Genomic DNA, 22,502 nt, shown 5'->3' with positions numbered 1-22,502 from the left:
GATGCGGGTGGGAAGCGGCAAGACGACAGCCCGCCAGACCCGGCACGGTAGCGATGATCGGTTACCGGGCGCACAGACAATCGGGGGAATAGGGCGGCTTTTCGGTCCGATTTCCCCCTATTCCGGGCGGGACGCGGCGGGTACGCTTCGGCTGCTGGATGGGAAAGGGCGCCCGTATTGCGCGCATGCCCGCCCGGCCGGTCAACAGGGCCGATCAACAGGCCGACCAACTGGCTGACCAACCGTTCGACCAATTCAGGGGCGCCGACCTCGTTTCGGCAACCCGCCAATCACGGAAAAGACAGACCGATGAGTTCGATTGCTTCCATCGAAGGCATGCTGCAGCAGCTGCGCGGCCTGGCGCAGAGCGCGTCGGGCACGACTTCCCAGGCCGCTCCGGCCGCCGCCTCCGGCTTCGCCGGCGAACTGCAGCGCTCGCTGCAAAAGATCAGCGGCGCCCAGGAACGCGCCTACGGCCTGGCCGAGGCGTTCGAGCTGGGCAAGCCGGGAATCGCCCTGAACGACGTGATGATCGAAATGCAGAAGGCCAGCATTTCGTTCCAGACGGGCGTGCAGGTGCGCAACCGGCTGGCGATGGCGTATCAGGAAGTGATGAATATGGCGGTGTAAGCGTCGCGACCCAAATCCTAGGCCGCACCTTTACAACGTGATCATTGAGTTTTCGGACTCGAACAATCGGCGTCCAATAGCAGGCTGCCGCCACAAGTCTGGCGGCGCGTAGGGTTCGTTGTAGGGCAAATTATTCGCTAACCCTATGATCGGTATAGGGATTCGAACCATGCTGTAGGGTTCCGTGCACGGTTCGCAGACGAATCGTGGCCCTGTTCAGCATGTCTTAGGGGTGTTACCGCCCCCTCATTCGATTCGCACGATCCCCGTATCGGCCTCCAGCCGATGCAGCCACGCCAGAAGCTCGGCCACCGCCGTATAGAGCTGCGGCGGGATCTGGCTGTCGAGGTCGACCTGCATCAGCAGGTTGACCAGCGTCGGGGAGTCGTGAACATAGACGCCGGCCTCGCGCGCCTGCGCGATGATCGAGTCGGCGATCAGGCCGTAGCCCTTGGCCACCACGCGCGGGGCCGCGTCGTTTTTCTGGTACGACAGCGCGACGGCGGCGCCGCGGGGCGGGTCCTGCTGGCTCATGCCGCGCCCTCCGCGTCGGTGTCCCGGCGGATCGAGAAATGCAGCAGATCGATGCCGCGCGCGCCGAGGTTATTGCGCAGGCGGTCCTGCGCGTCGTCCAGCATCCGCGCGATGCGGTCTTCCTGCACTGCGAGCCGGGTCTCCAGGCCGTTCGGCGTCAGAGTCAGGCGCGCTTCCACCGTTCCCAACTGAGGCAGTTCCAGCACCAGGCGGCTGGACCATGTGCGCTCGTCCGCGCCGTCGCCGTGCTCGCCGGATGACCCCTGCTCCTGCTGGCGTTCGGCAATGTCCCATTGCATCGGCGTGCCGGGCCACGCTTCGCCGGCCCAGCGGAATTGCTGGGTGGCCAACAGTTCGAGCTGCTGGCGCACGATGCCTTCGGTATCCGGATGGATGGCAGGGGCGGCTTCGGCTTTCGGCATGCTTCCGGTGGCATCGGGCCGGGCCTGTGCGTCGCCGTCGGTGGCCGTGTTCAGGAGCGTCTGCGTCCCGGCCTGGCGGGCGGCATCGTTGGCTGCTGCCTGGTAGGCCTGCGCGGCGGCCTGCAGCGAACGCGGCGTTTCGCTGCCGCGCGGCGCTTCACCGGATCGGGCGCCCGTATCCCGCGGCGTCGCGGCTGGCTCTTCGGTGCCTGCATCGGGGCCCGCGCCCGCCGCGGAGCGGGCCGCATTCAACGCCGCGTCGAGCACCGCCTGCGAGGGCTCGGCGGCGGCCAGCGCCTGGATCGCGCTGCTCAGGGCCTGGGCGTCAGAGGGCGAGGCAGAGGGCAGCGTGGGTAGTGGCGCGGTGGTCGAGGGGCGCATTGCGGCGCCCGGTTCCGCGCCGTAGGTGCCGGCCGCCGATCCCTGACCAGAAGCGGTGCCGCCATGCGGTGCACCGCTGCCCGGATAGGGGTGCCGGCCGATTCCGGCCTGCGGCTCGCGGGCCAGGCTGGCGAGCCCGCGTTCGCCGGCAATCCACTGCGCCAGATGCGACTCGTAGAAGAGCCCGCTGTCCTGCACGAGATGCATCAGCGCCTGCCGCACCTGCATGGAGCCCTCGGGCAGGCGCGAGGGCGGCACGGCCAGCAGCGGACCGGCGCTGCGCAGCGGCGCGGCCGAGCCCTGGGCCAGCAGCGTGAGGATGGTGCGAGCGGCGAAACTCAGGGTTTCGCGCGTGGAGCCGATCGGCGGCGTCGCTGGGGTCTGGCCTTGCGGACCTGTCCGCACCGGCTGTTCGACCGCGCCGGTGGAGGTGCCGTCGGACTGCCGCACCGTGGCGCCGCCGGGGCTGGCCGTGGGAATCAGCGCGGCAAGCTTGTTGGCCGAGACCTGCGCGCGCAGGGTGTTGGCATCGAGGCTTTGCCCTGACGGCGAACCGGGCGGCAAATGGATCGCGGTCATGGGGATGGTTCCGGATGGTCTGCTGGGTCACCGGCTTGCCGGCGACGGCCAGCGGGACCCGGCATGGGCTCAGGCAAGCGTGCGATAGGCGTGCGAAAGGTTCTGACGGCGGCGCGAATCGCCCAGCAATTGGCCCAGGCGCGCCAGGTGCGGCAGCATCAGATCGCGGATGCGGGCGTCGTACGCCAGGATCCGGTCGAGCAGCGCGTGGCGCCGCATCCGTTCTTCGGCCGAGACCGGCACGTTGTGCTCGAGCTCGCGCAGGCGGTCCACCACGGCGAGGTAGACCGTCTGCACGTCGTTGAAGGCGGTCCAGTTTTCCGCCTCGGCGGCCTCGAGCATCTGCTCGGACAGCACCAGCAGTTCCTCGTAATTCAGCACGGTAGGAGACACGGTACGCATCATCAGTTCTCCTGTGCTTCGGCAACGGCCGCCGACTGAGCCGGGGCCGCCGATTGCGCGGCGTGGTCGCCGGCTTCCGGTTCGCCGATCTGCGCCCATGCGGTGGCGAGGTTTTCCAGCAGCGCGTCGACCTCGTTGAGCAGTGTGACATCGCTGCGCACATTGGCCAGCAGCAGCCGGCGGGTCATGTAGTCGTACAGCGCTTCAAGATTGGCGGCGATCTCGCCGCCGGTGTCGTGGTCCAGCACCGCGCGCAGGCCGTTGTCGACAATGTCGATCGCCTTGGAAATGGCCAGGCCGCGCGCCTGCACGTCGCCGGCATCGAGGTGGAACTTGGCCTGCGCAATGGCCGAACGCGCGCCGTCGTACAGCATGGCGATGAGCTTGTGCGGGCTGGCGCTCATGGCCCCGGTCTGCACACCGACCCGGGCATAAGCGTTGATTGCTTGGCGCGCATACATGATGGCGATCCTTGCCGTTGGTTACTTCTTGGTCTGGTTGGCCAGCGCGGCGAACTGCTCGGTCAGATAGCTGCGGGTCTGATTGAGCTTGCTGACCAGCAGGTCCAGTTCCGTGAACTGCGCGCGGTAGCGTTCGATGGTCGTGTTGACGCGGTCCTCGACCTGCGCGTAGCGATCTTCGAGGTCCTTCAGGCTCTCGGTCAGGCCATCGGTGGCAACCTTGATCGCCCCGTTGGTTTCGTTCAGGTCGTCGATGGCGTCGGTGATCTGCTTGCCGTAGCCGCCGGCGCCGGTGGTGTGCGAGAACATCGAGGTCACGCCGCCGAGGTTCTCGCTGATCGCCTTGGTCAGCTTCTTGTCGTCGACCTGCAGCGTGCCGTCCTTGGTGAACGAAACGCCGATCTCCGACAGCGTGATCGTGCCGCCCTTGCCGTCCGGCTGCGGCACGTTCAGCATGCTGCGCAGACTGGTCTGGATCGAGCGCAGCGTGCTGTCGCCGTTCAGTGCGGCGCTGCTGCCGGTGGTCGTGTCGAACGCGGTCAGCGACTTGGCCGTGCTCTGGATGTTGTTGTACGCGGTGACGAAGCCCTGGATCGCGGCCTTGATCGCCTCGGTGTCGCGCGTGACGGTCAGGCTGCTGGTGCCGGTCTTGTTCAGCGTCAGCGTGACGCCCTGGGCCGCATCGGTGACGGTATTGCTCTGGCTGACGACGTCGATGCCATTGATCTTGAGCTTGGCGTTGGTCGCGCGCACCGTCTCCTGCATGCCGCTGGGCTGCACCGCCTGGGTCGGATCGAAGCCGACCAGATTGCTCAGTTCGGGGCTGTCCGCGGTAATGCGCATGCTGGACTGTTCGCCGGTGGTGTTCGAGGTCAGCACCAGGCGATAGGGCGTGCCGCTGCCGTCGTTGACGATGCTGGCGGTCACGCCCACGTTGGCCTGATTGATCGCGTCGCGAATGCCCTGCAGCGAGTTCTGGCCGGGCTTGATCTCGACGGTCTTGGTGCGCGCGGCATCGGCGGTGAAGTCAAGCGGATCGGTGTAGCCGCCGGTGCCTTCGTTGTAGCCCTGGCGGGTGCCGAATTCGAAGGTGATCTTGCCGGTGCCGATCGCGGTGGTCTGGCTGGCGACGTTGGTGCCGACCAGCGATTGTGCCTGCGCGAGGCTGGTGACGTTGACCGAGTAGGTGCCCGGCACGGCGTTGGAGCCTGCCGCGGCGGTCATGATGTCGGTGGAACCGGCCACCGCCTTGGCGGCGCCGAAGGTAGCAGCATCGGCCAGCTTCTTGGCGGCGCTCTGGTAGGCGGACAGCACGCTGCTGAGCGTGCCGTAGGCGGAAAGCTTGGCTTGGTAGCTGGACGCCTGGGTCTCGAGCAGCTTCAGCGGCGCCTTTTCCGCGGCCTCGAGTTTCTCGAGCAGCGCGCCAAGTTCGAGTCCGGAGCCGACACCGATGTTGGAGATGGTAGCCATAGTCTTTTGCCTTTGTTGTTCAGCTTGTCTACGATGCGCGCGTCGTCATGCCGCCTGGCGGACGAACACGCCCTGCAGCCTGTCCAGCGCGCGGGCGAACCGCAGCACTTCCTCGGTCGGCATCTGACGGATCAGTTCGCCGGTTTCCTTGTCGATGACCTTGGTCACCACGCGGTTCGTTGCCTCATCGATCTCGAAGCGCAGGCCGATCGACGTGGTGCGCAGCACCTCTGTCAGCTCGCCGATCGCGCGGCGGATGTCCGCTGCTGCCTCCACGGCCTCGCCTGGAACGGCTGGCGGGATGGCCGGGTCCGCGCCGCCGGCGACCGGCGGCAATGCGGCCGCCGTGCTCTGCGGCACGGCTGGCAGCGCCACGCCGGAGGGCGTGGCGACGGGCGAGACGGAGGGAGGTGCCATGGTCGATTCCGCTTCGGTTCGGTTCGATCGGGGCGCTTCCGAAGAAACGCTTTGCAGGCAGCGAACTGCCTGCAAAGCATTCCCAGCGGAAAACCGGGCCTTGCGGCCCGGCCTTCCGCGCCGTTGCGAATTAACGCAGCAGCGACAGCACGTTTTGCGTGGTCTGGTTGGCTTGAGCCAGCACCGAGGTACCAGCTTGCTGCAGGATCTGCGCGCGGGTCATGTTCGACACTTCCGTTGCGTAGTCAGCGTCCTGGATGCGCGAACGCGAAGCCGACAGGTTCGTCACGGTGGTGCCCAGGTTCGAGATCACCGAGTCGAAACGGTTTTGCACCGCACCCAGCGAGCTGCGCAGCGTGTCGACGTCCGCCAGGGCTGCGTCCAGCTTGGCCAGCGGGTTCGAGCTCGCGCCCGAGGTGATGCTGGACAGTTGGATGTTGGCGGTGTCGATCGCGAAAGCAGCCGAGGTCGGGGTCGACAGGTCGGCCGATTGCGGGTCCAGAGCGATGTAGAACTCCTTCGCAACGGTCGCTTCGACTTCGAAGCCCTTGGCCTTCAGCGTGCTCACTTCGGTTGCGTCGGCAGCCGTGATCGTCACGGTGGCGAACCAGTTGCCGTTGTCGTCCTTCTCGGCCGTGGCGGCCAGGGCAACGCTACCGGCAGCGACGCCCAGGCGCGAGGCCAGGTCGCCAGCGTTGGCTTCGCTCACGGCCGTACCGGTGACTTGCGTCGTGGCGCCGTAGGCGGCCTGGTAGTCAGCGGCGACCAGAGCGGCCGGCGTGCCCTTCGGGCCCGACACGTTGAAGCCGTCCAGACCCAGGGTCTTGGCGGTGATTTCCTTCAGGTCGATGGCGATGATTTCGCCGTCGTTCGCGCCGACCTGGATGTTCATCTTGGTGTCCTTGGCCAGAACCTTGACGCCGTTGAACTGGGTCTGTTCCGAGACACGGTTGATTTCTTCCAGACGCTGCTTGATTTCGTCCTGGATCGACTGCAGGTCCGAAGCCGAGTTCGAGCCGGTCGCGGCTTGCACCGACAGTTCACGGATACGCTGCAGGTTGTTGTTGACTTCCGTCAGCGCGCCTTCGGTCGTCTGCGCCAGCGAGATGCCGTCGTTGGCGTTGCGCTGAGCCTGGGTCAGGCCCTTGATGTTGGCGGTGAAGCGGTTGGCAATTGCCTGACCAGCCGCGTCGTCCTTGGCGCTGTTGATACGCAGGCCCGAGGACAGGCGCTGGATCGCGGTGTTCAGCGCCGATTGCGACGTGTTCAGGTTGTTCTGAGTCATCAGAGACAACGAGTTGGTATTAATGACTTGCGCCATGGTACGACTCCTATTTGCAATGTTTTACGCATTCCGGCGGGTGCCGTAACGTTGGCTGCCTGCACTGCAGGGCGTGAAGTGCCTCCGTTGCCAAGGTTATCGACCGGGCTGCCGAAAGGTTTAGAGTGATCTTCAGGCGGCGGTGCGGAAAGCTGTCATTGCAAGGCTGCGGGCGGGCTGGTGGCGAGCGGGTGGCGGGCTGGCGGCGGCTGCCTGCGGAGCTCAGGCGCGCCGCCGGGTCCGCGTGCGGGGGGTAAAGAGGCGGACAAACTCGGGCGGCACCTCGTCGCGGGGTAATTCGATCGGCTGTCCGTCGGCACTATCCGGGGTGATCGCGGCAATCGCATGCTTGTAGACGATCTGGGGCGCCGGGTCGCCCGGGGCCACGGCGAGCAACACCATATAGGCGTCCGCGCCGACCACAATCCCGTGCAGGCGCACGCCGCTGGTCAAATGGAGGACCACCGGATGGCGGCTGGCGCGGTGAAATGCCAGTTGTCGGTCCTGCAGCTGACGGCCCGGGCGAATGCTTCTGATTTCCTGATACTTCACGACTTCTCCGGTCGAGCCCGATTGGGTTCTGTCGGCAGGCAACGGTACGGGGATCGAGCACGAACCAGCCCGGATGCGGCGTGACGGTATCCGTGTTGGCGAGAGCCTGATCATGGCGAGGGATGAAACATTCGCTCTCGGTACCGGCGCGGGGGAAGTCATCGCGTGTCCTTGCGGCCGTGGCGCTTGTTGTTCGCGGATGTTGTGCCTCGACGGTCGGACTGGCGGTGCTGCCAGGAGAGAAGGGGAATACTTCGGCCCGGAGAGTAACAAATTTTTACAACTCGGGGTTCGAAGGGGCCTCGGCAAGTGCCTAGAAGTAAACCTCTAATTAAGCGCTTGCCTACAAATGCCGATATAGCTTGCGGTTCGACGGGGAAAGTGGCTTCCGATGCGCCGTCGATGCACAGAGCCGCATGGAAAGCCGGTTTCTATCCGAGTACGTACTCACCTCCGCACATTTGGCCGCGCACCGCAACGTCTATTTCTTGTTTTATTCATAAAACAAAGTAGGCGTCACTATCGGCATTTACCCTGATGGAAACTGTATTTACACCTCATCTAAGCACCGCTATAGTCGGCCACGAGCCAATCGGCTCTAGCAGTCCTGGAAAGCCTACGAGCACCCCGCGCGTGGGCTTCTTTTTTTGTGCCCGCGTCCTGTGCAATGCCGGACGTCTCGCCGCCTCAGGCGGAATACCGGATGCTCGGCGTCAATTGGACACCTGTCCTGCCCGCGGCGATCGGTGGAGTTGACGGCGTTTTTGCCTCTTGTTTTCCGTTTGGGCGTGGCGCCAATGCCCGCCATCTCGTCCTCTGGACGTTTCTGGCCGCAACGCGGCACCCGGCCGATCTGCTGCCCATCAAGAAGGCATCCCATTCTGCCGTTAGCGATGCACCGCCGCGCATGCGCGCGGAGTCGACTACGAGAGGAAAGGGGGCGGTATGGGAGGATGGAAGCATTTCGGCATTGGCGCGCGCCTGGCGGGGGCCTTTGCCGCGATGGTTGCGCTGCTGGCCGTGGTGGCAGGCTTCGGCCTGCTCGCGCTTGGCGATATGAACGCGTCGATGCGGGCGACCGTCGAGCAGCGCCTGCTCAAGGTGATGGAACTGGACGGCGTCAAGGAGGGCGCGCAGGCCATTGGCATCATGGTCCGGGATGCGGTGTTGACCGAAGATCCCGCCGTGGTCCAGCAGAATGTCGGCCGCGTCAACGAGCGCCGCAAGCAGATGAGCGCCACGCTCGACGACCTGTCGAAGCTGATCGCCGCTTCGGACAATGCTGCGCTCAAGCAGGTCTTCGACGAACTCGGCAAGCATCGCGCCACCTATAACACCCAGCTCGACCAATTGCTGACGCAACTGCAGGCGGGCGAGTTCGTTGCCGCGCGTGCCGGGCTGATCGTCACGCTGCCGGCCGCGCAGGCGGCGTATTTCGAGCGCCTCGACACGCTGATCGCCTCGGGCCGCAAGATGGCTACCGAAGCGGTACAGCAGGCGGAGGCCGACTATCTGTTCACGCGCAATCTGCTGCTCGCGCTGGGCGCGGTGTCCGCGCTGCTGGCGGTCGGACTGGCCGTGGCGATCACGCGATCCATTACCGGGCCGGCGCGGCAGGCGTTGGCCGCGGCGGAGGCGCTGACACAGGGCGACCTGGCCTTTGCCATCCGCGCCAACGGCAATGACGAGATGGGCCGGATGCTCAAGGCGATGCAGCGCGCCTTCGCGGAACTGTCCGTACTGGTGCGCGGCATCCAGAGCGCCTCCGGCGCGATCGACGGCGCCACGCGCGAGATCGCCAAGGGCAACACCGATCTGTCGCAACGTACCGAGGAACAGGCGGCCTCGCTCGAGCAGACCGCGGCATCGATGGAGCAGCTGACTTCGACCGTGCGCCAGAATGCCGACAACGCCCGCCAGGCCAACCAGCTCGCCGTCAACGCCTCGGCGGTGGCCGCCGAGGGTGGTCGTACGGTGCGCAGCGTGGTCGAGACGATGCAGGGCATCTCGCAGTCGTCGGCGAAGGTCGCGGAGATCATCGGCGTGATCGAGGGCATCGCCTTCCAGACCAATATCCTGGCGCTGAACGCGGCGGTCGAGGCCGCTCGTGCCGGCGAGCAGGGCCGCGGCTTCAGCGTGGTCGCGGCCGAGGTGCGCAGCCTGGCCCAACGCAGCGCCGCGGCGGCCAAGGAGATCGGCGAACTGATCAGCCGCTCGGTGGAGCAGGTCGAAGTCGGCGCCCGCCAGGTCGAGCAGGCCGGCGGCACCATGGACGGCATCGTGGAAGCCGTTCGCCGCGTCACCGACATCATGGGCGAGATCTCGGCCGCCAGCGCCGAGCAGTCGACCGGCATCGAGCAGGTCAACCGCGCGATCGCGCAGATGGAAAGCGTGACCCAGCAGAACGCCGCGCTGGTCGAACAGGCGGCAGCCGCCGCCGAAAGCCTGCAGCAGCAGGCGGCGGGGCTGGTGCAGGACGCGGCGAAGTTCCGTGTCGAGGCGGCGCCGGCCGCATTGCCTCGCGCCCCGCAACCGGCCCGGGAGCCCGTGCCTGCCATGCCGGCGCCGACTGCCAAGGCTGCGGCGCGGGCAGCCTCGGCCTCGCCGCGTGCGACGGCCCCGACTGGCAAGGCTGCGGGTTCTGGTGCCGAGAATCGTGCCGCAACGGGCGCGAAGTCCGGTGGCGTGCCGATGCGGCCTGCCGCGCTGGCCGCCGCGGGAGTGCCGGGCGCTGGCGGGGATGACTGGCAGAGCTTCTAAAACCACGTTGGGGCGCCAGGCAGGCGCCTCAGCGGTGCGCGGCCCTCCGCCGGTGCGATGAATGCAAGATTTGGCGCTCAAGTTTGTCGTCTATATTTGACACAAACTGGAGGCGCCAAATGAATTTCGCTTTATTCGGCAATGCCATTCGCCGCAAGCGGATAGCGCTAGGTCTTACCCAGCAGCAATTGGCCGATATGGCGGGGCTGTCGCGACAGACGTTGAACGGCATCGAGCACGGCCATGTCAACGTCACCCTGGACACGCTCGGCCGCCTCGTGGACGTCATCGGACTGACGTTGGAACTCACGGATCCGGAACAGAAGCGCGGTCGGCCCGTGCGGGCGGTATGGATGGCGGCGAATAGTGCCAATACCAGCTATTCGGGTGTGCTGACGCCAACGGCCTTGGAGCAGGCATTGATCACGGGGCAGGTCCCTGACGGGCTGGAGCCTCAAGTCGCGCAAATACTCGATGAGGCCCCGCTGCAACTGGTGGCCAAGATGGTGGCGGAGGTGGCCTCGCGCCACGATCGAAAGCCAACCGAGATCTGGAAGAACCTGCGCCAGATGGCCCGCGCCGTGATGGCAACGCGGGGCGGCCTATGGGCATGACCGTGACACTCCGTGGTGATTCGAGCGGCGGCAATTCGCCCGGAGCTATGACGACTGTGTGGCCCTGGCAAAAGACTTGTTTGCCACGTTGGACAGCACCAAAGGCCGCAGGGGCGAGTAAGAGCGCGCCGAAAGGCACACTTTTAAGCAAGCGCCTACAATAGCCGTCTGTCCTTCATTAGAAAAGCCGGTCCGGCCAGCGCGGTCGTGCACCGGCTATGTTGTTTCTCCTTGCCCGCCCGATGATCGCTCCCCTTCGTTCTGGCCTGCGCCTTGCCGGCGCGGCTGCTTCCATTGCCGCCGCCACCGGATCGCCGGGGGCGCCCGCCGCGTCAACCTTTCCACCAAAGCCCATTCCTACCGGCGAGCCGACCGGGTCGCCGCCGGTGCCGGTGATGCAGGTCATCTTCGGCCTGATGCTGGCGATCCTGCTCGGTGCGCTGGAGCAGTCGATCGTGGCGGTGGTGCTGCCCGAGATCGCCTTGCGCCTGAACGGCTTCGATGTGATGGCCTGGGTCGTGTCGGCCTACCTGATCGCGTCGACGGTCGCCACGCCGATCTACGGCAAGCTGTCCGACGTGCTCGGCCGTCGCTCGGTGCTGTCGTTCGCGATCGTGCTGTTCCTGCTGGCGTCGATTGCCTGTGCGCTGGCGCAGACCATGCCGCAGCTGATCGTCGCGCGCATCCTGCAGGGACTCGGCGGCGGCGGCCTGATTTCGGTGTCGCAGGCGGCGATCGCCGACGTGGTGCCGCTGCGCGAGCGCGGACGCTATCAGGGTTATGTCAGCGGCGTGTGGGCGGTGGCCAGCATGGCGGGACCGGTGATTGGCGGTTATCTGGCGCACTACCTGTCATGGCGCTGGATCTTCTGGATCAATCTGCCGCTGGCGCTGTTGGCGCTGGTGACCGTGCGTCGGGCGCTGCGTCACCTGCCGGCCAGCGGCGGCCGCAAGCATCCGATCGACTATCTCGGTGCGCTGCTGTTTGGCGGCGGCCTGACCGGCGTGCTGGTGTTCCTGACGCGGCTGGGTCAGGGGCACGATGTCTGGCGCGCCGATTCGCTCGGCCTGCTGGCGGCCGGGGCGGTCGCGTTGCTGCTGTTCTTCTGGCAGGAGCGTCGCGCGGCCGATCCGGTGATTCCGTTGGCAATGCTGCGCGTGCCGACGGTGGCGATCTGCTGCATCACGCTGTTCCTGTGCTTCTTCCAGTTGATCGCGATGTCGGTGCTGTTGCCGCTGCGCTTTCAGGTGGTGGGCGGCGCGCAGGCGGACAGCGCGGCGTTGCGGCTGGTGCCGCTGACGCTGGCGATTCCGTTCGGTGCCTTTATCGCTGGCCGGCTGATGACCTGGAGCGGTCGCTACAAGCCTTTGCAGCTGATCGGCGCGGCGGCCGCGCCGCTGGCGATCGCGGCGCTGGCCTTCGTCGATCCGCGCGCGGTGGTCCTGACCGGGGTCGTGATGGTCGCGCTGGGTCTGGCCATCGGCCTGCAATTGCCGAGCGCGCTGGTGGCGACGCAGAACGCGGTGCCGCCGCAGCAGGTCGGCGTTGCCACCGCGCTGACGGCGTTCTCGCGGATGCTGGGCGGCGCGGTCGGTGTCGCGGTGCTGACCACGGTGCTGATCGCGCTGCTGCGCCATAGCGGCATGGCGGTCAGCCCGCTGCCTGGTGGCGAGGACGTGCTGATGCATCTGTTCCGCGAGGTGCTGTCGCTGGGCGATGGCGCCGAAGCGGCGGCGGTGCGGCAGACCGCGGAACGCTCGTTCCGCGCGCTGTTCCTCGCCAGCGCCGCGGTCTCGCTGCTCGCGCCGCTGCTGGTCGTGCGGCTGCGCGAGGCGACGCTGCGCGGCAGCCCCGTCAAGGCCGCGGCGAGCGTCGAATAGCGATTGCACGATCGGGCAGCGCCATGTCGTTTCACATGGCGCGCCCCCGGGTCATTCACTCGAGATCGACGACCCGGCCCGGGCACAGGATATGGTGCGGGTCGAGCGTCCGCTTCAGCAGACGCATGACCGCCAGTTCCTCGGGCGTACGCGAACATCCGAGGAACGGCTTCTTGTGCGTGCCGATGCCATGTTCGGCAGAAATGCTGCCGCCGAATTCCTGCACGACGCGATAGACCACTTCGCTGATCTCGTGCTCCGGAAAGTCCGGCAGCGCAACGTTGGGCAGATAGACGCTGACATGCAGATTGCTGTCGCCGACGTGGCCGAAGTTCACCAGCTCGGCCCCGGACCATCGGTCCAGCACGGCGGCGCGCAAGGCCTGCGCGAACTCGCCGATGTGGCCGATCGGCAGGCTGACGTCGAACGCGGCGTTGGGCGCCCACATCACCGGAAACTCGGCGACGGCGTCGCGCAACTGCCAGAAGCTTTGCGCCTCCTTGTCGCTGGTCGCGACCGCGGCGTCCTGGATCAGCCCCGCGTCCATCGCGGTCTCCAGCATCGACTCGAAGGCGGGCGCGTCCTGGCCGGCGTCGTCGCCCTGCAGGTCGAGTAGCACGTAGAACGGGTGGCCCGCCGGCAGCGGCGCACGGACGCCCGACACGCGCGTCGTCACCAGTTCGTAGAAGTCGGCCCACATCACCTCGAACGCCGACAACCTGCCGGCCAGCTTGCGCTGGGCATGGCGCAGCAGCTGCACCACGTCTTCGTAGCGCGATAGCGCGCACAACGCGGTCTGCGTGCTGGCGGGCAGCGGCGCCAGCTTCAGCACCGCGCGCGTGATCACGCCGAGCGTCCCTTCGCTGCCGATGAACAGCTGACGCAGGTCGTAGCCGGCGTTGTTCTTCAGCATCTTGTTCAGCGACGTCAGCACGGTGCCGTCCGCCAGCACCGCTTCCAGCCCGAGCACCTGGTCGCGCATCATGCCGTAACGGATCACGCGATTGCCGCCGGCGTTGGTCGCGATATTGCCGCCGATCTGGCAGCTGCCGCGCGCGCCCAGGTCCACGGGCAGCAGCCAGTCCGCCGCGCGCGCCGCTTCCTGCGCGGCCTGCAGCGTGGTGCCGGCCATCACGGTCATGGTGCCGGCCTGCTCATCGATCTCCTCGACGCCGCGCATCCGTTCCAGCGACAGCACCAGTTCGCCGCCCCCAGGCGTCGCGGCGCCGGCCAGTCCGGTCAATCCGCCCTGTGGCACCACCGGCTGACGATGGCGATGGCAGATCGCCAGCACCGCGGACACCTCGGCGGTATTGCGCGGCCGCGCCACCGCGATCGGCGGATTCGGATCGAGCGGGGCGTACCAGTCCTTGCGAAAGCGCGTCTCGATGGCGTCGCCGGTTTGCAGGCCGGCGGGGTCGAGCACCGCGGCCAGTTCGGACAGCAGGGCATCGCGGCTCGCGGCCGCGGATCGGTTTTGCGTCATTGGGCTCGCCATCGAGGGGTCTCGCAATGGATCGGGTGGATAGGAATGAAGGGTACAGGCAGGGCGCAGGCAGGGCGCAAGCATTCGGCAGCGCGATCAGGCGCCGCTCCACGCCTCGCGATTGATCTTCATCGTCGCCTCGCGTCGCGGCTCCTGCGTGCGGGCCAGATGCTCCATCGCCGGTTCGATGACCTCGGCCAGCTTGCGAAACGCCGGCCCGATCTCTTCCTCGGGCACGCAGGCATAACCCATCAGCAAGCCTTGGCGCGCTTGCGTCTCGTCGCTGTAGTAGCGCGACAGGGGCCGCGCGCTCAGGCCCTGCGTGCGTGCCGCCATGCTGATGCCCAGATCGTCGGCGCCGGGCGGAAGATGCATGACCAGATGCAGTCCGGCTTCGTGCGTGGAGGTGGGCCAGTCCGCGCCGAAGCGTTCTGCAATCGCCTCGCGCAGCAGGCTCTGCCGCTGCGCATAACGCAGCCGCACGCGCCGGATATGCGTAGCGTAGTGGCCTTCCTCGATGAAGTCCGCCAGCACCGCCTGCTGGATCAGCTGTCCCTCGCGGAACAGCTCCGACAGCCCGGTGGCGAAATGCGGGGCCAGCGGTTTGGGCAACACCATGAAGCCCATGCGGATGCCGGGAAACAGGGTCTTGGAGAAGGTGCCCATGTAGATCACGCGATCGTGCTCGTCGAGTCCTTGCAGCGAAGCGAGCGGGCGGCCCTCGAAGCGGAATTCGCTGTCGTAGTCGTCCTCGACGATCCAGACGCCGCGCTGGCGCGCGTACTCGAGCAGCATGCGCCGGCGCGACAGGCTCATCACGGTGCCGAGCGGGTACTGGTGCGACGGCGTGGCGAAGATGAAGCGCGGCGGGTTCTGCAGCGTGGCGGCATCGGGCGCGATGCCCTCGCCGTCGACCGGCACCGGAATCGGCTCCACGCCCGAGTTGGCCAACAGGCTGCGCGTGCCCCAGTAACCCGGATCCTCCATCCATGCCTTGTCGCCGGGGTCGGCCAGCAGGCGGGCGATCAGGTCGATGGCCTGATGGATGCCGGTCGTCATGATGATCTGTTCGGGATCGCACCGTACGCCGCGCGCCAGGCGCAGATGCTCGGCCAGGACGCGGCGCAGCGGCATATGGCCGCCGTTGTGCGCGTACGTCAGCAGCTCGGGACGCGGTTCGCGCCAATGCTTGTTCAGCAGGCGGGTCCAGACCGCGCGCGGAAACAGCGAGACGTCGGGCACGCCGGCCATGAATGCACCCCATTGGCGATCGGACGCACCGGCATGCGACACCAGATGCTGGCCGCGCCGCGAAAGCGCGAAGCGGTTCGGGTTTTGCTGCGCCGCAGGCACGGTGATGGTGCCATTTGCCGAGCCAACCTTGTGCAATGCACTATGGTCGGGAAAGGTGTGCGACACAAAGGTGCCACTTCCCGTCGACGCCGTGACATAGCCCTCGGCCAGAAGCTGCTCGTAGGCATAGAGCACGGTGTTGCGCGACACCCCGACTTCCTTGGCCAGCATCCGCGACGCCGGCAGCTTGCAGCCCGCGGGGATAGTCCCGGCAAGGATTTCCTGGCGAATGATCTGATAGACCTGCCGGTTCATATGCGTACCGGCCTTGTCGGCGAGGCCGTCGGTCGGCCGTTCCAGGCGTTGCAGCAGCAGCTCGGAAAGAATGGACGCTTTCAAAATGGCTCCAGCGAAAACGGCAAATATGGACCTATCTATGGTGCCAACTGTGCGCTAATTTCCCACCCATCGCGTGCCGGTGCAAGCAGTTTTCTCATCGGCGAGCCCGCAGCCCGGCGTTCCAAAGGAGCCCCCATGCAAGATTCGGCAAGCCAACTCAGTACCACTGACATCGCCGGCGCCGTCCGCTCGCTGTTGCCCTATATGGTCCAGACGCTGTCCGGTTTCGTCGCGGCGGCAAGCCCTTCGGGACAGGAGCAACCGGCGGCCGACTTCATCGAAGGGGCCTTGCGCGATCTGGGACTTGCATCGGAACGCATCGAACTGCGCGCCGACGCGATCAGGCATCTGCCGCTGTTCTCGCCGCCGTGCTGCCCGGACGGTGGCCGCTACAACCTGCTGGCCACGCATCGGCCGGCATCGAAGGGCGGACGCTCGGTGCTGTTCAACGGCCATCTCGACGTGGTACCGACCGGCCCCGAATCGATGTGGCGCAATCCACCGTACACGCCGGTGGTCGAGGACGGGTGGCTCTATGGCCGGGGCTCCGGCGACATGAAGGCCGGCATCGTCTGCGCGCTGGCCGCGTTCAAGGCGCTGCGCGCGCTGGGCGTGCAGCCGGCCGGCGCGGTCGGCTTCAACGCGGTGCTGGAAGAAGAGAACACCGGCAACGGCGCGCTGGCCACCGTGGCGGCGCTGCGCAGCGCGGTGGGCGCCGGCAAGCTGGCCGCCTTCGATACCGTGATCATTCCCGAGCCGCTCGGCGAGGGGCTGATGAGCGCGCAGGTCGGCGTCTACTGGATGTTCATCGAACTGACCGGAAAGCCGGCCCACGCCGCCTACATGACGTCGGGCGTCAATCCGGTCGAGGCGGGCGTCGCCGTGATGGAAGACCTGCGCGAGCTCGAGGCCGAATGGAACCGGCCGGAGAACCGCCCGCCCGTGTATCGCGACCATGCGCACCCAATCAACTTCAACCTTGGGCAGATCCACGGCGGCGAATGGAATTCGTCGGTGCCGTGCACCTGCACGTTGGGTGTGCGCATCGGCTTCTATCCGCATATGGACATCGACGAGACCAAGGCCATCGTCGAGGCACGCATCCGTGCCACCGTCGCGCGGCTGGCCAGCAATCTCGAACTGGCCATCCGCTACGAGGGCTTCCATGCGCCGGGCTGCGAGTTCGATCTCGACGTGCCGAGCATGCAGGCCCTGGCCGAGGCCCATCGCAAGGTGCATGGCGAGCCGGTCAAGCGCGAGGCGACCACCGCCACCACCGATGCGCGCCATTTCCGCCTGATGCTCGATACCCCGGTGACGTGCTACGGGCCGGTCGCCCGCAATATCCACGGCATCGACGAGTCGGTGTCGCTCGACAGCATGGTGCGTGTGGCCACCACGCTCGCGCAATTCATGCACGACTGGTGCGGCGTCGAGCCGATCGGTCGGACATGAATCGAGCATGGCGACCGGTCACGGCGTGACGGGTCGCACCCGCAGGGACGCAGCGCCCGCAGCAAGCCGTCATTAGGGCTGCCGTAGTGTTTCCGCAGTGCCTCCGCAGTGCCTTCCCAGTGCCATCAGTACCCGCTGTTCACAACGACAAGGAAACGAGCCGATGAAACGAGTTACGACGCGCTTTCAACAGCGCCTGGCTTCGCTGGCGATCGCGGCGGCAGGCCTGACCCTGTTGCCGCTCGCCCTGCCGGCGGGCAACGCCGCCGCCCAGACCACCGGCGGCACGCTGTCCGGCATCGTGCAGCCCGAACCGCCGATCCTGGTCAGCGCCCTCAATTCGCAGGCGCCGACGCAGTACATCGCGGGCAAGATCTATCAGGGCCTGCTGACCTACACGCCGGACCTGAAGCCGCAGCCGGAGCTGGCCAAGTCCTGGAAGATCTCGCCCGACGGCCTGACCTACACCTTCGAGCTGCAAAGCGGCGTCAAGTGGCACGATGGCAAGCCGTTCACCTCGGCCGACGTGGTGTTCTCGATCGACAAGCTGCTGCGCGAGGTCCATGTGCGCACGCGCGCCGTGCTGAACAAGTACATGGCGTCGATCCGCGCGGTCAACGACACCACCGTCGAGATCAAGCTGAAGGAGCCGTTCCCGCCGTTCATCTCGATGTTCGAGACCGGCACCATGCCGATGATGCCCAAGCATCTGTACGAGGGCACCGACTACCGCAACAACCCGGCCAACCAGAAGCCGGTCGGCACCGGGCCCTTCATGTTCAAGGAGTGGAAGAAGGGCGCGTACATCAAGCTGGCCAGGAATCCGAACTACTGGAAGAAGGGCAAGCCGTATCTGGATGAACTGGTCTTCTACGTGATCCCCGATTCGGCCTCGCGCGCGGTGGCGTTCGAGAAGGGCGACGTGCAGGTGCTGCGCGGCGGCGATGTCGACAACGTCGACGTCAAGCGACTGCGCGCGCTGCCCAACGTGGAATACACCACCAAGGGATGGGAGCTGTTCTCGCCGATGGCCAGCATGCTGATGAACCAGCGCAAGCCGCCGTTCGACAACGTCAAGGTGCGCCAGGCGGTCATGCATGCGCTGAACCGCAAGATGATCGTCAACAACATCTTCTTCGGCATGGGCAAGCCGGCGGTCAGCCCGTTCGCGTCCACCACGCTGTTCTTCGACAAGAACATGCCCAACATGGACTTCAACCTGAAGAAGGCGCGCGACCTGATCAAGGAATCGGGCGTCAATGTCGGCCAGTACCCGGTCAAGATCCTGGCCACCTCGTACGGCGCGAACTGGGATCGGCTGGACGAGTACACCAAGCAGATGCTGGAGCAACTCGGCTTCAAGGTCAGCATCGAGTCAGCCGATGCCGGCACCTGGGCGGCGCGCGTCAGCAACTGGGATTTCGACCTGACCACGACCTACACCTACCAGTACGGCGATCCGGCGCTGGGCGTCGAGCGGCTCTACGTGGCCCGCAATATCGTCAAGGGCACGCCGTTCGCCAACGTGCAGGGCTACAACAACCCGAAGGCGGACGAACTGTGGGCCAAGGCGGGCGCCACCATGGATCCGGCCGAGCGCCAGAAGCTCTATAGCGAGGTGCAGCGCATTCTCGTCAACGACGTCGCCAACGCCAATCTGTTCGAACTGGAGTTCCCCACGCTCTATCGCAAGAACGTGAAGAACCTGGTGACCACGGCGATCGGCCTGAACGAGTCGTTCGACAACGTCTCGATCGAGAAGAACTGAGCCGCCATGGCGCCGTAGTGCGCCGTAGCGGGAGTGGTACCCGCCCTGTCTTTTCTCCTCTCTCCCGCCCGCGGGAGAGGGGCGGGGGAGAGGGTGACCGCCACCACGAAGTCAGTGGAGCCTGCCGTGAATTTCCTTTCCTTCCTGATATCGCGTCTTGGCAAGGCCATCGTGGTCGTGCTGGGCGTCGTCATCATCAATTTCTTCCTGATCCGTCTGGCGCCGGGCGATCCCGCCACCGTGATGGCGGGCGAGGCCGGCGCCGGCGACGCCGCCTTCGTCGGCCAGCTGCGCGAGCAGTTCGGCCTCGACAAGCCGCTGCTGACGCAGCTGGGCATCTATCTGAAAGGCGTGGCGCAGCTCGATCTGGGCTACTCCTACCGCAACCATCTACCGGTGCTGGACCTGATCCTGGATCGCTTGCCGGCCACCTTCCTGCTGATGAGCGGGGCCTTCGTCTTCTCGATCGTGCTGGGCGTGCTGCTCGGCGTGATCGCCGCGCGTACCCGCTACGAGAACCGCCGCCGCTGGATCGACAGTGCCGTGATGTCGGGCGCGCTGCTGCTGTACGCGACGCCGCTGTTCTGGCTGTCGCTGATGGCGATCATCCTGTTCTCGGTGGTGCTGGGCTGGCTGCCGGCCTTCGGCATGGAAACCATCGGCGCGGGCTACACCGGCATGGCGCGCGTCAAGGACGTGGCGCTGCACATGATCCTGCCGACGATGTCGCTGGGCTGCTTCTTCATGGCCGTCTATGTGCGGCTGACCCGCGCCTCGATGCTCGAAGTGATGGGCATGGACTACGTGAAGACCGCGCGCGCCAAGGGCGTGCCGGCCAACCGCGTGATCCGCGTGCACGTGCTGCGCAACGCGCTGCTGCCGGTGATCACCTTCGCCGGCATCCAGCTCGGCCAGATGGCCGGCGGCGCGGTGCTGACCGAGACGGTGTTTTCGTGGCCCGGCATCGGCCGGTTGATGTTCGACGCGCTGCTGCAGCGTGATTACCAGCTGCTGCTCGGCATCTTCTTCGTGACCTCGGCCCTGGTCGTCTTCTTCAATCTGCTGACCGACGTGCTGTATCGCTTCATCGACCCGCGCATCTCGGTCGGCGGCAAGGGAGCCACCGCATGAAAGCCTTCCTGCAACGCTATTGCCGCAACTACGGCGCGGTGGTCGGCGCCCTGGTGCTGCTCGCCGTGATCGCCTTCGCGCTGTTCGCGCCGGTGCTGTACGAGGAATCGCCGTGGCTGATGGTGGCCGATCCGCTGATGCAGCCGTTCGCCGATCCGGCCTATCCGTTCGGCACCGACATGCTCGGCCGCGATATCACCGCGGGCATGCTGTACGGCGCGCGCGTGTCACTGCTGGTCGGCGTGATCTCCACCGCGGTGGCGCTGCTGTTCGGCATCCTGATCGGCGCGGTGGCGGGCTACTGCGGCGGCCGCATCGACGACGCGCTGATGCGCTTCACCGAGTTCTTCCAGACCATTCCCCAGCTGGCGATGGCGGTGGTGATCGTGGCGATCTTCAATCCATCGATCTATTCGATCGTTGGTGCGATCTCGGTGGTGTCCTGGCCGCCGGTCGCGCGCCTGGTGCGCAGCGAATTCCTGTCGCTGAAGCAGCGCGAGTTCGTGCAGGCGGCGGTGGTGATCGGCCAGAAGCCGCTGCGCATCATCGCCACGCAGATCCTGCCCAATGCGATGTCGCCGATCATCGTGTCGGCCTCGTTCATGGTCGCCACCGCGATCCTGACCGAATCCGCGCTGTCCTTTCTCGGCCTGGGCGACCGCAACATGATGAGCTGGGGCTTCATGATCGGCGCGGCCCGCACGATGATCCGCGAGGCATGGTGGATGAGCGTGTGGCCCGGCGTGGCGATCCTGCTGACGGTGCTGTCCATCAACCTGATCGGAGAAGGCTTGAACGACGCCATGAATCCGCAGCTGCGCCGCCGCGGCGAATGAGGGAGCGCACCATGCCTGTTCAATCCATGCAGCATCCTCAACACGATCCGGCCGCCGCGCCGCTGCTGTCGATCCGCGATCTGACCATCGCGTTGCCCGCCGGCGGCGACCGGCCCTATGCGGTGCGCGATATCTCCTACGACCTGCATGCCGGCGAGATCCTGTGCATCGTCGGCGAGTCGGGCTCGGGCAAGTCGATGAGCGCCAACGCGATCATGGGTTTGCTGCCGCCCTACCTGAAGCCGCAGGGCGGCCGCATCCTGTTTCGGGGCAAGGACCTGCTGACGCAGGACGAAACCACCTTGCTGTCGATGCGCGGCAAGGACATGGCGATGGTGTTCCAGGAGCCGCTGTCCGCGTTGAACCCGGTAATGACCGTGGGCGACCAGATTGCCGAGGTCATGCGCGTGCATCACGCCTATCCGGGCGAGGCGCGCATGCGCCGCGTGCTGGAACTGCTCGATTTCGTCGGCCTGCCCGACCCGGCCACGCTGGTGCACAGCTATCCGTTCCGCCTGTCGGGCGGCCAGCGCCAGCGCGTGGTGATCGCGATGGCGCTGGCGCTGGAGCCCGCGCTGCTGATCGCCGACGAGCCGACCACCGCGCTCGATGTCACCACGCAGGCCCAGATCCTGGCGCTGATCAAGCGAATCCAGGCCGAGAAGGGCATGGGCGTGATGTTCGTCACCCACGATTTCGGTGTGGTGGCAGAGATCGCCGACCGCGTCGCGGTGATGGAGAAGGGCGTGCTGGTCGAGATGGGCACCTCGCAGCAGGTGCTGAACCACCCGCAGCATCCCTATACGCGCCGGCTGATCGGCGCGGTGCCGCACGGCCGCTGCGGCGAATCGGAGGGCCAGGCCGCCGAGACGGTGCTGGAGGTGCGCAACCTGCGCAAGACCTATGTGTCCGGCGGCGGGCTGTTCTCGCGCAAGCGTGTGGTGCACGCGGTCGACGGCGTCAGCTTCACCGTGCGGCGCGGCGAGACGCTGGGCATCGTCGGCGAGTCGGGCTCAGGCAAGTCGACCATCGGCAAATGCCTGCTGCGGCTGACCGACATCGATGGCGGCGAGCTGGTGTTCCGGGGCCAGGACATTGCCAGGCTGCCGGAACGGTGTTTCCGGCCGCTGCGCAAGGACGTGCAGATGATCTTCCAGGATCCGTTCGCCTCGCTCAATCCGCGCCATACCGTGGGCCGGATCATCAGCGACGGGCCGGTTGCCAGCGGCGTGCCCCGCCAGCAGGCGCAGGCCCGGGCGCGTGAGCTGTTGCAGCTAGTGGGGCTGGAGGACTCGGCCTTCGACCGCTATCCGAACCAGTTTTCCGGCGGGCAGCGTCAGCGCATCGGCATCGCCCGCGCGCTGGCGCTCGAGCCGAAGCTGCTGGTGGCCGACGAGTCGGTGTCCGCGCTCGATGTCTCGGTGCAGGCGCAGGTGCTGGAGCTGCTCGCCACGCTGCAGAAGCGGCTCGATATCGGCCTCATCTTCATCACGCACGACCTGCGCGTGGCGGCGCAGATCTGCCACCACGTGATCGTGATGCACAAGGGCAAGGTGGTCGAGTCCGGGCCGCCGGCCCAGATCTTCGATGCGCCGCGCCACGACTACACGCAGCGACTGATCGCGGCGATCCCCGGCAAGGAGTGGGATCCGAAGGCGATCCGCGCGGCCGCATGACCACGCATTGGCCAGGCCGGCCAGCAACAGCGGCA

The 22,502-nt window shown here is 66.4% G+C and carries 19 protein-coding genes; 9 read left to right on the top strand and 10 right to left on the bottom strand.

What is annotated here, in order from left to right; translation table 11 throughout:
• The first annotated feature begins 309 nt into the window (after window positions 1-309).
• The gene (fliE, locus tag HTY53_RS10200) at window positions 310-630 is read left to right on the top strand and encodes a flagellar hook-basal body complex protein FliE (RefSeq protein WP_174106378.1); all 321 of its coding nucleotides are present in this window, start codon (window positions 310-312) and stop codon (window positions 628-630) included.
• A 246-nt stretch (window positions 631-876) separates the two neighbouring features.
• Here the strand turns inward: fliE and HTY53_RS10195 are convergent, their stop codons facing one another.
• The 8 genes from HTY53_RS10195 to HTY53_RS10160 all read right to left on the bottom strand — a co-directional run bounded on the left by HTY53_RS10195 (window position 877) and on the right by HTY53_RS10160 (window position 7,169).
• Window positions 877-1,164, bottom strand: a complete 288-nt coding sequence (locus HTY53_RS10195; protein ID WP_174106377.1) for an EscU/YscU/HrcU family type III secretion system export apparatus switch protein — start codon at window positions 1,162-1,164, stop codon at window positions 877-879.
• On the bottom strand, window positions 1,161-2,546 hold the full coding sequence (locus tag HTY53_RS10190; protein WP_174106376.1) for a flagellar hook-length control protein FliK: 1,386 nt from the start codon (window positions 2,544-2,546) through the stop codon (window positions 1,161-1,163). Before HTY53_RS10190 ends, HTY53_RS10195 begins: the two co-directional genes overlap by 4 nt.
• Window positions 2,547-2,615: 69 nt before the next feature.
• Window positions 2,616-2,951, bottom strand: a complete 336-nt coding sequence (locus HTY53_RS10185; protein ID WP_174106375.1) for a flagellar protein FliT — start codon at window positions 2,949-2,951, stop codon at window positions 2,616-2,618.
• A complete protein-coding gene (gene fliS / locus HTY53_RS10180; protein ID WP_174106374.1) occupies window positions 2,951-3,409 on the bottom strand; it encodes a flagellar export chaperone FliS in 459 nt (152 codons plus the stop codon). The genes HTY53_RS10185 and fliS overlap by 1 nt, the downstream gene beginning before the upstream one ends.
• 21 nt (window positions 3,410-3,430) lie before the next feature.
• A complete protein-coding gene (gene fliD / locus HTY53_RS10175) occupies window positions 3,431-4,879 on the bottom strand; it encodes a flagellar filament capping protein FliD (protein ID WP_174106373.1) in 1,449 nt (482 codons plus the stop codon).
• A gap of 45 nt (window positions 4,880-4,924) precedes the next feature.
• The gene (locus HTY53_RS10170) at window positions 4,925-5,296 is read right to left on the bottom strand and encodes a flagellar protein FlaG (protein ID WP_174106372.1); all 372 of its coding nucleotides are present in this window, start codon (window positions 5,294-5,296) and stop codon (window positions 4,925-4,927) included.
• Window positions 5,297-5,426: 130 nt separating this feature from the next.
• The gene (locus HTY53_RS10165; protein ID WP_174106371.1) at window positions 5,427-6,617 is read right to left on the bottom strand and encodes a FliC/FljB family flagellin; all 1,191 of its coding nucleotides are present in this window, start codon (window positions 6,615-6,617) and stop codon (window positions 5,427-5,429) included.
• Between the two features lie 222 nt (window positions 6,618-6,839).
• Window positions 6,840-7,169 carry an RNA chaperone Hfq gene (locus tag HTY53_RS10160; protein WP_174106370.1) on the bottom strand — a complete coding sequence of 110 codons (330 nt, stop codon included), beginning with the start codon at window positions 7,167-7,169 and terminating at the stop codon, window positions 6,840-6,842.
• A 945-nt stretch (window positions 7,170-8,114) separates the two neighbouring features.
• Here HTY53_RS10160 and HTY53_RS10155 point away from each other — a divergent pair.
• The 3 genes from HTY53_RS10155 to HTY53_RS10145 all read left to right on the top strand — a co-directional run bounded on the left by HTY53_RS10155 (window position 8,115) and on the right by HTY53_RS10145 (window position 12,423).
• Window positions 8,115-9,929, top strand: coding sequence for a methyl-accepting chemotaxis protein (locus HTY53_RS10155; protein ID WP_174106369.1), 1,815 nt, complete (start codon window positions 8,115-8,117; stop codon window positions 9,927-9,929).
• A 119-nt stretch (window positions 9,930-10,048) separates the two neighbouring features.
• On the top strand, window positions 10,049-10,543 hold the full coding sequence (locus tag HTY53_RS10150) for a helix-turn-helix transcriptional regulator (protein WP_174106368.1): 495 nt from the start codon (window positions 10,049-10,051) through the stop codon (window positions 10,541-10,543).
• Window positions 10,544-10,938: 395 nt separating this feature from the next.
• Window positions 10,939-12,423 carry an MDR family MFS transporter gene (locus HTY53_RS10145; protein WP_174106367.1) on the top strand — a complete coding sequence of 495 codons (1,485 nt, stop codon included), beginning with the start codon at window positions 10,939-10,941 and terminating at the stop codon, window positions 12,421-12,423.
• Window positions 12,424-12,478: 55 nt separating this feature from the next.
• On the opposite strand, the gene HTY53_RS10140 is transcribed toward HTY53_RS10145, so the two are convergent.
• Both HTY53_RS10140 and HTY53_RS10135 read right to left on the bottom strand, forming a co-directional pair.
• Window positions 12,479-13,909: an FAD-binding oxidoreductase gene (locus HTY53_RS10140; RefSeq protein ID WP_174106366.1), complete on the bottom strand. Its 1,431-nt coding sequence runs from the start codon at window positions 13,907-13,909 to the stop codon at window positions 12,479-12,481.
• A 96-nt stretch (window positions 13,910-14,005) separates the two neighbouring features.
• Window positions 14,006-15,601 (bottom strand): PLP-dependent aminotransferase family protein, encoded by a 1,596-nt coding sequence (locus tag HTY53_RS10135; RefSeq protein ID WP_174106365.1) that lies wholly within the window; start codon window positions 15,599-15,601, stop codon window positions 14,006-14,008.
• A gap of 135 nt (window positions 15,602-15,736) precedes the next feature.
• Between HTY53_RS10135 and HTY53_RS10130 the strand changes: the two genes are divergently transcribed.
• The 5 genes from HTY53_RS10130 (at window position 15,737) to HTY53_RS10110 (ending at window position 22,467) form a co-directional block, all read left to right on the top strand.
• On the top strand, window positions 15,737-17,056 hold the full coding sequence (locus HTY53_RS10130; protein ID WP_174106364.1) for an ArgE/DapE family deacylase: 1,320 nt from the start codon (window positions 15,737-15,739) through the stop codon (window positions 17,054-17,056).
• 163 nt (window positions 17,057-17,219) lie between these two features.
• Window positions 17,220-18,824 carry an ABC transporter substrate-binding protein gene (locus tag HTY53_RS10125; protein WP_174106363.1) on the top strand — a complete coding sequence of 535 codons (1,605 nt, stop codon included), beginning with the start codon at window positions 17,220-17,222 and terminating at the stop codon, window positions 18,822-18,824.
• Between the two features lie 126 nt (window positions 18,825-18,950).
• On the top strand, window positions 18,951-19,955 hold the full coding sequence (locus HTY53_RS10120) for an ABC transporter permease (protein ID WP_174106362.1): 1,005 nt from the start codon (window positions 18,951-18,953) through the stop codon (window positions 19,953-19,955).
• Window positions 19,952-20,791 (top strand): ABC transporter permease, encoded by an 840-nt coding sequence (locus tag HTY53_RS10115; protein WP_174106361.1) that lies wholly within the window; start codon window positions 19,952-19,954, stop codon window positions 20,789-20,791. The genes HTY53_RS10120 and HTY53_RS10115 overlap by 4 nt, the downstream gene beginning before the upstream one ends.
• A gap of 11 nt (window positions 20,792-20,802) precedes the next feature.
• Entirely contained in the window at window positions 20,803-22,467 is a 1,665-nt protein-coding gene (locus HTY53_RS10110) for an ABC transporter ATP-binding protein (RefSeq protein ID WP_368040964.1), read from the top strand.
• Window positions 22,468-22,502 lie beyond the last annotated feature (35 nt).

The organism is Cupriavidus gilardii, assembly GCF_013314895.1.
Classification (GTDB): Bacteria; Pseudomonadota; Gammaproteobacteria; order Burkholderiales; family Burkholderiaceae; genus Cupriavidus; species Cupriavidus gilardii_C.
This window is presented reverse-complemented; position numbering and strand designations above follow the sequence as displayed.